The organism is Polaribacter sp. BAL334, assembly GCF_015767435.1.
In the GTDB taxonomy this organism is placed as follows: domain Bacteria; phylum Bacteroidota; class Bacteroidia; order Flavobacteriales; family Flavobacteriaceae; genus Polaribacter.
Genome location: NZ_JADWOV010000258.1, coordinates 1 through 13,395 on the forward strand (window position 1 = coordinate 1; position 13,395 = coordinate 13,395).

The following is a 13,395-nucleotide window of genomic DNA, read 5'->3' on the forward strand; positions in this document are numbered from 1 at the left end:
AGATATAAGTCAAGAGTGGATAAACGATTACAATTACAATAGACCACATAAATCACTTAAAAATAAATCACCAATTGAATACAGATTAAATGAATAAAAATTCTATTTTTGAATGGATCGAATTTAAGGGAAGCTTACACACTGCTAAAATTAGCCACGTTTTTACTGTGACCTGTTTCTGAGGTTGAAGCCATGATACTTTTTCTTTTAATAGATTTATAATGTTCTAAAAATAGTAAAAATATTGAAACAGAAAAGGACTATTTGAAAAAAAATAATTTTGATTTTTATTCTTTAAAGGAGGTTACACCTGACAGGTTTTGGAAACCTGTCAGGTGTTAGAAAAATTGATTGTTTTATTTGTAGGAAATAGAAATAGGATTTTACTAATAAGTAGATACTCTCATTATTTACAATAATTTATAAGAGAATTTTTATTTTAAAATTAAATTATCAGGGAGATTCTTTTCGATAACTTGGCTAATAAATACGTTTAATTCTTTTTCAAAATTTGGTTTAGAAGCTATAAGTTCAATTGTAGGTTCAAAAAATTCACTATTAATTATCTTATCGCCTTTTTCATTTGGAAAAATTAAAACTAAAGAATTTATTTTTAGATTCGGATAATTATTAATTCCGGTATTTATAATATATTTTTCAATTAAATCAAATAAATAAACATTTTTAACTGTATATAGTTTAGAGTATTTCGCATCAAGAATATAATATTTCTTTTTTTGGTCTACTTTATTAAATATTTCAACAATAAAATCTGGATTATAATAACTTCCCTTTTTTAAATCTATTCTTCTTAGTTCTGTTTCTTGATCAGCTTTTGATATCCCATAAAATTTTTGTTCATAAAAAAGTGAAATTCTATAATTACTATTATCAAAAGTTATTCTTTCAACAATTTCATCAACCCTATTAGAATGTCCATTTATATTAAATAATTCAATTTTTAATTTTTGTTTAATTAATTCAACGATAATATATAGATTATAAACCTCATATAGCTTACTTAATTTACTAATATTTAAAAGTTTAAATTCACCAAACAAATCAAATTTGTAGTCATTTAAATTTTTTATTAAACTAAAAGCTTTTTTGTAATGTAATTTTTGTGCAAAGACTGTTGTTAATATAGGTTTTTCTGTTTTAGGTTCAACTTCTTTAAAAAGTTTTCGATACTTATTAAAAAGTTTAGTTACTTTTCTTTCTAATGAAGTAGAATCTTCAAACAATTTTATAAAAGGGATTCTTTTTAAGTCTTTAAAATCAGCATACAATTCATCTTTATTAGGTTGGATATTTATACTTGAACTTATTTCAGATTTTAATTGATTTAGTTTTCTTAAAATAGTGATAAAAGCACCTAATATAATTTGGTTTTCATAATTGTTAAATGAATTAATACTTTCTGATGTTTTTATATTATCAATAATACCATATTTATTATTTATTTTTATTGAATTATAATGACCTTTAAAAGAACTGTCAAAATAAATTTCATCCAAATTATTTAACATCCAGTCTACAGTATCTGATGTTACCTTATGAGAATCATACTTTGTCTTTACATAAAATTTCCTTAGTATAGTATGTGGTAGATTTTCAAAAGAAAAATATAACTTTTCAAAAGTAGAAACAAATGTCTCAATGAAAGAAATTAATTTTGAGGTATGACCCAATTCAAACCCTTTTCTTTTAAAGTCTAATTCATAAGTACTTTTAGAAAAGAATATGTTAAATAGTTTATCTTCTTTCTTCCATAAATAAGTAAAAATATCCTCAATTTCTGATAATTTTAATTTTTCAATTTTAATATTAAATAAAAAAATTTCATTATTTATTTTCACACTAGCAAAACCAAAATAATTTTCAAAATATCTAAATTCTGATAAGATAATCTGATTTTGAGTTTGAATTATTTTATTAAAATCAACAGGTATATCTTCAATAAAAATGTTGTTATATATTAAATTATCTGAAAAATAAATTAATTCATATTTTCCTAGTTCAAAAACTGTATAAATATTGTTTGATTGGTGTATTTCTATCTTTTTATCCTTAATAACTTGAAAAACCCTAAGCATGAGAAAGTGTTAAGAAATAATTATAATTACCTTCATAAATGCTGTCCTCATTTCCAGTTTCAATTATTCTTTTTAAAATATCACTAGATTTTTTCAAATCATTTTTTTCAAAAACATTTAACAAATCTTCAAGATTATTTTTTGCAGTGTCACCTTGAAGATTTATCATTGGTAAAAGCCTCTGAGAAACGCAGTAATCTAATGGACGAGAAACTTCCTTCTTCATCAAATTTTTTGCTACTGCACAATATTTTTTTATTGCAATCTCTACTCTTGGACTTATAGGCACTCTTAGGGTTTTAAATCGTTTCTTAATCTCGTTAAATATTAAATTTAGTTCATCAGAAAGTACAACATTTTGTTTTTTTTCTTGAAAATCAAGTAGATTAAAAAAATCAATACATTTTTGAAATGAAATATTCAATTGTTCTATTTCTTCAACTGAAACAGCATCAATGTTAAAATTGTTTTCAGCAATTTGAATAATATTTGCTCTATCTATTACTCTTGGCGACAAACTTTCTGTTGTTTGGTCATAATTAATTGTAGCTATAAAACGTAAATTATTAGCAAATTCAATATTTAAGTTATTACCTAATGGAATTGATAAAAGACTATTTTTTTTAGCAATTGAATCTGTTAAATTATAAAATGTAGACCAATAATGTTCAATTGGGCTTAGATTTGCTTCATCTAAAATTATATAAGCCATTGGTGAGTCTAAATATTTATTATTTTTTGATTCAAAGTCAAGTTGAATTAATAATTCATAAATACCAGTAGGTGCAGAATGAAATTTATTTGTTAATGGATTCTGAAAACCTATTAAATCTTTTTGTGATGACCAGCCACGATTTACAGAAACCTCAGTAATTCTATCTTTTGGTGCTAATATTTTTGTTAATAGTCTAGCTAAACTGGTTTTCCCAGTTCCAGGTAACCCCGCCAATACAGTTAATGTATTTTGATGAATTGAAATTAATAAATTATCTATAAAATGAGCATCAAAGTTCCTTCCGTTTTTATTTAAAATTAAATTTAAATCTTTTCTAAATTCAATATAATCTGTATGACTATCTAAAATTGAAAAATCACTAAAATTATATTCAAATGTTTTATCAAATTCAGATAAATCTCTTCCACTTAAGAAATCAAAATATTTTTTGTGTCTAAATACATTTATTAACTCCTCTTGGGCGTCTCTTTGAACCTTTCTATTTTCTTGTCTTAATTCTGTAACCGTAAAATCTAAATCTTCTTTTTCTTTTTCTAATTTTTCTAAGTTTTCTTTTAGTAAGTTTAATTCTTTTGATTTTTTTTCGGTTTCAATTTTAATATCATTTTCTAAATTCTCTTTTTCTTCTTGTAAAAGAGTTATTTCATTTTCTAATCCTGATTTTATTTTTAGTAATTCTTCCTCTTTTGTTTTACTAAGATTCTCTAATTCAATTTTTAATAAATCAAGTTTTACTTGTTTTTGTATTATATTTTGCTGAATATCTTCATTTTTTGTCGAAAATGTGTCAACAGCACTTTTTAATTCAAATTCCTCGTTTTGTAGTCTTTCAATTTCACTTTTTATATTATTTATTTCTGGAATTAAAAGTGCAAGTTCCTTGTTTGAGATAATAACATTTTCTGTGTTTTTAAGTATTTCAGCAATTCTCTTATTTTCAGAAATATATTTATCAATTGATTTTATTTGTTTTGTTTTGTTTAAAATACCCAATAGGTTTTCTATGTATTGGCTATTAAAACTTTCTGAATTTTCTATTAATAAGGATTTAAATTCTTTTATTACCTCATTATCATCTTTAAAATCGAGTGTTTTAACAAGTTCAAACTTATTAAATGAAGGAATATGAATTTTACGATCAATTTCATTTGAAGTAAATTCAATATAAGAATCTTCCGTTAATTTATACTCTCCAAAAGTTTTCCATAAATTTTTCTCAACATAAAAATATCCTTCACTATCTTTTCTTAAAACTTTAAAAGGACCAATTATCATATCATTTGTTTCTATAAAAATTGGTGAGTTTTCCTCTACATAAATATCTAATATTAAAGAATCTAAATATGAGTTAGAAAGTTTAATTCTAGAATTGGACTCATCAATTATTCCACTAAATACTTCTATAATGTCATTTTTATCAGTTGGATAAATATATGAATCAATTGTAATACACTTTGGTAGCCTGGAGCCCTCATAGAATCTTTCATTACTTGATATGTTTCCGAAAGAAATTTTTATTAATTGATTTAGATTAAAACGGGATAAAGATTTGTTGTTTATAGTTTTATGAGGAACTACAACTATTCTCTCCATATCATATTCATCAATATCTCTGACGATACCATTATCGTAATAAAATAGTGGTATAATATTTCTATCTGGAAAATCCTCGTCTTTAATTGCTAAAACATAATTATTATTTGAGAGTCTTAGATTTGAATCTTCCTTATAGCTAAATAAGTCATTACTTATGTAACCTCTTTTCATTTGTTTAATTTTTTAGTTTTTTTCTGAATATTCAATATATTAAGTAATACTCATTTCTGGTATTTTTTTGTTCCAGTGATAAAAGTATTATTCTTGTCAATTTTTAATTCAATTTATTTTAAATCTTGGTCACTTAATTTCAAAGCTATATTTTTTAATTCATTATTTGACTCTTGAATAAAATATCTTTCTTTAAAAAAAATTATCCCATTTTACAAAATTCCATTAAGAGTAAATAATTTAAAATTTTGGATTGTTATTTCTTTTTTGATTTTTTATTTTCTTTGATATCTTCTGTTGGATAGTTAAAAAGTCTAAAAATATCCCAGTCAAAAATTTGTGCTGTTAATATTTCATTTTGCATTACTATAATATCCATATCAAAAGTGTTATATTTAGATGGATTTTTGTCATAAAAATCTAATGCTTCGAAGTATTCTGTCGTAAATTCAACCTCTTTAGTTTCAGATTTTCTATATCCACTTATTAATGGTACAATTTTTAAATAATTGGTTTCTTTTGGCGGAAGTATTGTGTCTGCAAAACCTACATAAACTTTATTATTTTTTAGTGTTATTTGTATAAAAAGTTTATCGACAAATGATTGCTTAAAAAGTTGTTCAACTTCATCACCTATTTCATCTATGGCTTTATCTACTGGTTTTCTCCATGAAAAATATTCGTTTTTCTCATTTATGAGGTTTAATATCTCAACTACTAAAAAAGTTATAATAAAACAAAATAATGAACTCCATAAAAAGTCTTGTTTTTTTATAGGTAATTTATAGAGAAAACTATAAATTGCTGGGATTACTGTTGGAAATATTAATGAAATGATTACCCTTATTGTATACAATCCAAGAAATATAAGTATCCCATATAAAATTGAATGAAAAATTAAAATTTGGGAATCTAATCTTTGATATTTATAAGTGTTATATTTATATTTCATTAGAAAATAAAAACCACTTAAAAGCGGAAATATCCAAAGATTATAGGGCATAGTATAATACTATTTACGTTGTTTATCTCTTTTAGCCCTAATATCTGAAACTAATTTAGAATCACGTAAAGCTTTCATCGCATTTTTTGTTTCATCTAGGGAAAAGAAAACTTTATGATCAATATACATTGCTCCTCTTTCGTTTTCTCTCACTCCAATATCTTTTCCTCTTGAGTCCCTAAGTATTCTTTCTAGTGTTTTCATAATTTTAAAGTTTTATTGTTTCAAATATAACACAAATTTTATTCCAAAGCATATTTTTTTTCATTTTGGGTTTTTCTTTTTCATTCTAAACATTTTCACTAAAGAATCAAAAAAGTAATTTAGAAAGTTTAATTTACAAACAGAAAGTTCATATCATAACAAATCCCTAGCCCTGATGATAGTGGAAAGCCCGTAAACCAAAAACAGCTACTTTTTGTTGGCTTTTTATGGCGACTGTAAGAAGCCAACAAAAAGACTTACAAAAATGCTGTTTTTGGTGCGGACTTGAAACGGACAGCAGGAAATGGCTTCTAAAAAAAATAATTCTCTAAAAAGTCAGAATTTGACACCCTAAAAATCTTAAATTGTCCTACTTTTTGAAATTTATTAAAATTGATATTGTAGCTGAAATTCATTTTAAAAAATCACAATCAATTCATGGTATTTTGAGATTTCTGAAACACTTTTTTTTATTCTCTTTTTTTGGATTATTTGTGTCGAAAAGTTTGACACAAACACAACCTATTTTTCAAAAAATAGATCAATCTCAAGGCTTGTCAAGCTCAAGAATTACAGGAATTGCAAAAGAAAAAAATGGTTTTGTGTGGATAAGTACGCAATATGGACTCAATAGATATGATGGTCATAGCATAAAAGCGTACACAAAACAAAACAGCAATATTGTTTCCAATGACATTTCAGGACTTTATTTGGACAGTAAAAACCGAATTTGGCTCACCACTTATGGAAGTGGATTGAATCTTTATGACCGAATAAATGACACATTTATCTCTTTCAAAAATGCAAAAAACGACAAATATTCTATTTTATCTGACAGAATTAATACGCTTATTGAAGATAAAAATGGCAATCTGTTGATTGGAACTGAAAAGGGATTGTCAATATTAAATTTTGATGAAAAAAAGTTTTATAATTATCCTTTTGATGAATATAAAACCGTTAATGTAGTAAGTATTTACGAAGATTCCAATGGACGAATTTGGATTGGAACATTTTCATCTGGTATTTTTCTATTTGATAATCAGACTAAAAAGTTCAAAAATATTCCTCAAGAAAAGCAACAAATTTCGAACTCGATAAATGCAATTACTGAATTAAATTCAGACAAAATTATACTAGGAACCTCAGGAAAAGGATTGCTTACTATTGATTTGAACAATTATAAAATCGCTGATTTTTTCAAGAATGATGATCCATTGAATGAGAAATTCAAAATTATTCGTTCTATGAAAAAAGACAGCAAAGGCAATTTGTGGGTTGGAACTGATGGATATGGACTTTTTGAATTGAAACATCCAAATAGCAAAGACCCAATTGTGAACAATTATATGTACAATTCTCAATTGTCAACATCTTTGGCTGGAAATGCGATTTATGTGATTACTGAAGATGACAATGCCACTATTTGGATTGGAACAGCTTGGAATGGCATTAGCATTTTGGACAATAAAAATCAAACAGAAATAATTTTTAGCGATTTTATTGGTCAAAATCCAAATCCTGTGTTGTCAATTTTCCAGAATCAAGAGTATTTATTTTTAGGTTTGGATGGAAATGGACTCAATGTTTTTGATAAAAAAACGAACAAAACGCAGTTTTTTGATGAAAAAATAGTCAAAGCAAAATACATTCAAAAAATTATTCAAACAAAAGACAACAATTTTTGGTTTGGGACTTTTGGAAATGGCCTTATAAAATTTGATTTAAATCGTAAAAAAACGACACAATATCTCAATGATTTCAAAGATGAAAATTCATTGAGTTTTAATGATGTAAGAGATATTATTGAAGACGAAAATCAAAATTTATGGATTGCAACTTGGGGTGGAGGTTTGAATTATCTTGACGTTACAACCAATAAATTTTCAAGATTTACGATTCCAAATAACAATATTATTTCGCTTTTAAAAGACGGAAAAAAGATTTGGATGGCCACATTTGGAGGAGGTTTGAGTGTTTTTGATATTGAAACAAAAAAGGTAGAAACCTATACTTTTGATGAAAAAGATTCAAAAACAATCAGTAGTAATAACCTTTTTTCGATTTTAAAAGACTCAAAAGGAAATTTATGGATTGGAACTTCTGGAGAAGGAATCAACAGAATGAACCTTAAAACAAGAGAAATTGAGCGATTTGAAAATGACGAAAACGTAAAATATAAAAACATCACTTCAATTGAAGAAGATGACCAAAAAAATATTTGGTTTGGCAGTAAAAATGGAATTGTAAAATATGATTATTCCAATAAAACTTTTAGCACTTTTACGGGTTTGTCAGGCGATTTTCACATCAATTCGAGTTTTAAAGATGACAAAGGATTTTTATATTTTGGAGGCATCAATGGTGTTCTGAAATTTGATCCAAGAAAATTGAATAATGAAAATTTACAACCAAAAGTAGCCATTCGAAATTTTAAATTATTCAATAAAGAAGTCACTGTTGGCGATGAAGAAATCATCCAAAAAAATATTGAAAGTGTTACAGATATTACACTCAAACATTTTCAAAATGTCATCACTTTTGAATTTTCGGCATTAAAATTTCCGTTTTCACAAAATTGCGAATATGCCATTAAAATGGAAAATTTTGAACAAGATTGGAGAACAATTGGAAAAGACAGAACAGCAACTTTTACGAATTTGTCTCCTGGAAATTATGTTTTTAAAGTAAAAAGTAAAGAAGTTGGCGCAAATTGGGGTGAAGAATTTACCTCCATAAATATCAAGATTTTAAGACCATTTTGGCTGACTTGGTGGGCATATATCATTTATTCTTTGCTCATTTTATTCTTTCTATATCTTTTCAGAAAAAACAGTATTTCATGGGCAAAACTGAAAAGTTCCTTAGAATTAGAGAAGTTAACACACGAAAAAGATGTGGAATTATACAATTTAAAACAGCAGTTTTTCACCAATATTTCTCATGAAATTAGAACGCCAGTTACATTAATTTTAAGTTCCATCAATCGTCTTTTTGACAACAACAAACTGCAAGATAGCAAGCAAATAAAGGCAGCACACACCATTAGAAGAAATAGTAATTTGCTGCTAAGATTGGTCAATGAATTGTTGGATGTTCGAAAATTAGAATCCAATGATATTGTGTTGAATGTTTCAAAAAATGAATTTGTCTCCTTTGTCAAAGAAATTTATTTGTCATTTTCGGACATTGCTTTGGATAGAAATATAAAATACACTTTTAGAACAGACAACACTACACAATTTCTTTTTTTTGACAGAAATCAACTTGAAAAAGTCGTTTTTAATTTGATTTCAAACGCATTTAAATTCACCAATGACAGTGGTACTATCGAAGTTTTTATTGAAGACACCAATAACGAGGTAATTTTAACTGTCAAAGACAATGGAATTGGGATTTCTACTGAAGATTTGAAGAAAATATTCAACAGATTTTATCAAGTAAAAAATGTTCAATCTAAAAATAATAGGGGTTTTGGATTGGGCTTGGCAATCGTAAAAGATGTTGTTGAATTGCACAAAGGCAACATAAACGTGACAAGCAATTATAAAAAAGGAAGTTCGTTTGAAGTTCATTTAATGAAAGGAAATCATTTTGATTCGGATGAAAATATGGATTCGGAATTAGAAAATAATACCAACACCATTGAAAAATTAGAGAAAAAAATTTCAGATAAAAAGAAGCAAATTACCACCATTTTAATTGTGGAAGACAATCTTGAAATTCAAGAATCGTTAAAGGAAATTTTAGAACAAGAATCGTATGAAGTGATTCAAGCTTTTGATGGTGAAGATGGACTTAAAAAAGCATCCACAGAACTACCAGACTTGATTATTAGCGATATTATGATGCCAAAAATGGACGGAATTGAACTGTCTAAAAAAATAAAAATCAACGGAATTACAAGTCATATTCCTATAATTATTTTAACTGCAAAAACAGCTGAAAAAGATAAAATGGAAGGTTTTGAAACTGGTGCAGATGAATATATTATCAAACCTTATAATGAAGATATTTTAAAAAATAGGATTAAAAACCTGCTGAAAAACAGAAAATTGCTCAAAGAAAAATTCGCAAACAGCATTTTGCTGAATCCTAAAGAACTAGCTATCAATTCACAAGATCAGATTTTTCTTGAAAACCTCTACAAATCATTGGAAGAAAATTTGCAATCCAATAATTTGAATGCACAAACCATTTCAGAAAACATCAACATGAGTCATTCAGCAATGTATAAGAAAATAAAATCATTGACTGGATTGACTTTTATTGAATTTATCAGAGATTATAGACTTTCAATTGCCAAACAACTTATTGAAGAAATGGGGTATTCCGTTTCTGATGCTTGCTATAAAGTGGGTTATTCTGACAGAAAATATTTTAGCAAATTGTTCAAACAAAAGTTTAAGAAAAATCCTTCAGACTTTACGAAATCCTAATTGGACGTTGTTGTCCTAAATTACCCTAAATCTATAGAAATTTTCTAAAATCAATGAGTTCTTCCTACTTATTGAATGAATTTGACCCCTCCTATTGCCTCTCATTTCGCATAATATTGTAGAAGTAAAAAACCAAAATATTGGAAATTTTTTTTCTCCAATAAACAATCAACTAAAAATAAATCTCATAAAGATGATTTTCTTAATCAAGAAAAAAGAATCAAAAAGAATGAAAAAAATAATCTGTCTATTTGTGTTGCTGAGTTTTTCATTAGTATCACAAGCCCAAAAAATCACTGTTAGTGGAATTGTGAAAGAGAAAAGTTCTAATACTCCTTTGCCTGGAGTTAGTGTGCTACTCAAAGGCACAACCATTGGAAGTTTGTCTGACTTTAATGGAGAATATTCTATAAAAGCAAGTATTGGTGATGTTTTAGTGTTTTCCTATTTGGGATATAAAAGTGAGGAAATTAAAATTACTTCATCCAATTTAAATGTTTCGTTATTGGAAGCAACAGAAAGTTTGAATGAAATTATATTGATTGGATATGGAACTCAGAAAAAGAAAGATTTAACAGGCTCTGTAGCAAGTATTAGTGAAAAAGATTTTCAAGACATTCCTGCAACAAATGTTGAAAATTTAGTTGCCAACAAGTTGCCAGGAGTTCAAATAACCCCAGCTGGAGGAAGACCAGGTGCTGGAAGTTCTATTTTAATTCGTGGAGGTTCGTCATTAAGTGCTACCAACAATCCGTTATTTATCATTGATGGAATTCCGATTGAAGGTTCAAATAATGGTCCTGGAATTTTGAGTCAATTAAATCCAAATGACATTGAAAGTTTTACTGTTTTAAAAGATGCTTCTTCTGCAGCAATTTACGGTTCAAGAGCTTCTAATGGTGTTGTAATTATCACCACTAAAAAAGGAAGTATTGACGAATTCAAAGTAAATATAACCACAAATACTAGAGTTTCAACAATCATCAGAAATGCAGATGTTTTAAGCGCAGATGAATATAGAGCCGTTGTAAATACGCTTGGAACAAGCAGAACTCCATTAGGAACTGCAAATACCAATTGGCAAGATGAAATTTATCAACCAGCATTTACATCCGAATTTAATGTGAGTGTAAGTGGCGCCATTAAAAAACTACCTTATCGTGCTTCAGTGGGTTATTTAGACCAAGAAGGAAATTTAAAAACCGGAAATTATAAAAGATTGACTGCTTTATTAAACTTGAATCCAAAGTTTTTTGACAATCATTTAAAAGTGAATATCAATTTAAAAGGTTCTTTTGAAGATGATAAAATTGCCAATCAAAATGCCATTTGGACTGCCACAGCTTTTGATCCAACACAACCAGTTCGTGTAGAAGACCAAACGTATGGTGGTTATTTTCAGTACATTCAATTTGCAGACAATCCAGCAATCGCGCTTATAAATCCTGTAAGTATGCTAGAACAAGTGGATAGAGTGAACCAAAGTTATCGAAGTTTGGGAAATATTCAATTGGATTATTCCACGCACTTTTTGCCAGATTTGCATGTAAATGTAAATGCAGGATATGATATTTCTAGAGGTGTTTTTAGAGATGCAGCACAACCAAATTATTTTCCTAGTGATCTTTCTGGAGGGTATATTTATTATGCAAATCCTTCACGTGAAGTTAGAAATCTATTGTTAGAATCTTATCTTTTTTATAGCAAAGAAATGACTTCTATAAAGAGTAATTTTGATATTACAGCAGGATATTCTTACAACGATTTTTTATCAACCAATTATTCATATCCTTCATTTCGAGCAGATGGTACTCAGTTTCCAAATAGCGAACCTCCATTTCCTTTTGATAAACCAAGTAATGCCATCATTTCATTTTATGGTCGTGTAAATTATAATTTTGATGACAAATATTTATTGACTGCTTCTTTAAGACGAGATGGGTCTTCAAGATTTTCAAGTGATAATCGTTGGGGAACATTTCCTTCTGTAGCATTGGCCTGGAAAATGAAAGAAGAACGTTTTTTGAAAGACGTAAAATCTTTATCAAATCTTAAATTAAGAGCAAGTTATGGAATCACAGGTCAACAAGATGGAATTGCCAATTATTATTATCAAACAGGTTATAACATCGGTTTTTTGAATAACAGATATACTTTTGGTGACACTCCATATATCACTGTTTCGCCTCAAGCCTACAATCCTGATTTGAAATGGGAACAAACAGCCTCTTTTAATATTGGTTTAGATTTTGGTTTTTTGGATGACAGAATCTCAGGAAGTGTTGACATCTATCAAAAAAACACCAAAGATTTATTGAACATGACAACCATTCCTTTAGGTGTTAATTTCGGAAATCAATTGCTGCTGAATATTGGTTCTATGGAAAATAAAGGTATAGAATTTAACTTCAATGCAACTCCTGTAAAAACAGATGACATCAATTGGACTTTAAATTTCAATGCTACTTATAATATCAATAAAATCACCAAATTAACAAATGGTAATGATGATGGAGTTGGGTTGTTTAGTGATGCTACTTTGGTAAATACTGTCAATTATCCAAGAAACACTTTTTACTTATACAACCAAGTGTATGATGCTAATGGAATGCCCATTGAAGGTCAAGTTGTAGATGTAAATAATGATGGAAATATCAATGCAGCTGATAGATATATTACCAATAAATCAGCATTGCCAAAATATTTATTAGGATTTAGCACGAGTCTGCAAAATAAAAAATGGAGTTTGAGCACTGCTTTTCATGCCAATTTGGGTCATTATTTATTTTTTCAACCTTACAATAGTACTGTTGCCATTACTGATTTTCAAGTTTCACAAAATCTAAACAGATTGTACTATGACACCCTTTTTAGATTTAATAATGACACCCAAAGATTCAGTGATTTTTATTTACAAAACGCCTCTTTCTTAAAGATGGATAACATCAATATTGGATATAATTTCGGAAAAACATTGATGAATTCTAAACTTGGCTTGGGTTTAAATTTCACCGTTCAAAATGTTTTTGTCATCACAAATTATGATGGATTAGACCCAGAATCAAACAATGGAAGTGAAAATGGCTATCCAGTTCCTAGAATTTTTGCTTTGGGCATAAACTTAAATTTTTAAAAAAATAGAGATAATAA

Annotated in this window: 7 protein-coding genes; 3 read left to right on the forward strand and 4 right to left on the reverse strand. The window is 27.5% G+C overall.

Annotated elements, in window-relative coordinates; genetic code table 11:
* Window positions 1-4: 4 nt before the first annotated feature.
* Entirely contained in the window at window positions 5-97 is a 93-nt protein-coding gene (locus tag IU405_RS15890; protein ID WP_410896734.1) for an integrase core domain-containing protein, read from the forward strand.
* Between the two features lie 337 nt (window positions 98-434).
* On the opposite strand, the gene IU405_RS05135 is transcribed toward IU405_RS15890, so the two are convergent.
* From IU405_RS05135 to IU405_RS05150, 4 genes are all read right to left on the reverse strand, one after another.
* Window positions 435-2,096: a hypothetical protein gene (locus IU405_RS05135; protein WP_197437541.1), complete on the reverse strand. Its 1,662-nt coding sequence runs from the start codon at window positions 2,094-2,096 to the stop codon at window positions 435-437.
* Window positions 2,089-4,599 carry a hypothetical protein gene (locus IU405_RS05140; RefSeq protein ID WP_197437542.1) on the reverse strand — a complete coding sequence of 837 codons (2,511 nt, stop codon included), beginning with the start codon at window positions 4,597-4,599 and terminating at the stop codon, window positions 2,089-2,091. The genes IU405_RS05135 and IU405_RS05140 overlap by 8 nt, the downstream gene beginning before the upstream one ends.
* Before the next feature lie 256 nt (window positions 4,600-4,855).
* A complete protein-coding gene (locus IU405_RS05145) occupies window positions 4,856-5,602 on the reverse strand; it encodes a hypothetical protein (RefSeq protein WP_197437543.1) in 747 nt (248 codons plus the stop codon).
* 9 nt (window positions 5,603-5,611) lie between these two features.
* Entirely contained in the window at window positions 5,612-5,806 is a 195-nt protein-coding gene (locus IU405_RS05150) for a hypothetical protein (protein WP_197437544.1), read from the reverse strand.
* A gap of 506 nt (window positions 5,807-6,312) precedes the next feature.
* Between IU405_RS05150 and IU405_RS05155 the strand changes: the two genes are divergently transcribed.
* The gene (locus IU405_RS05155; RefSeq protein ID WP_197437545.1) at window positions 6,313-10,245 is read left to right on the forward strand and encodes a two-component regulator propeller domain-containing protein; all 3,933 of its coding nucleotides are present in this window, start codon (window positions 6,313-6,315) and stop codon (window positions 10,243-10,245) included.
* A gap of 229 nt (window positions 10,246-10,474) precedes the next feature.
* Window positions 10,475-13,378 carry a SusC/RagA family TonB-linked outer membrane protein gene (locus IU405_RS05160; RefSeq protein WP_197437546.1) on the forward strand — a complete coding sequence of 968 codons (2,904 nt, stop codon included), beginning with the start codon at window positions 10,475-10,477 and terminating at the stop codon, window positions 13,376-13,378.
* Window positions 13,379-13,395 lie beyond the last annotated feature (17 nt).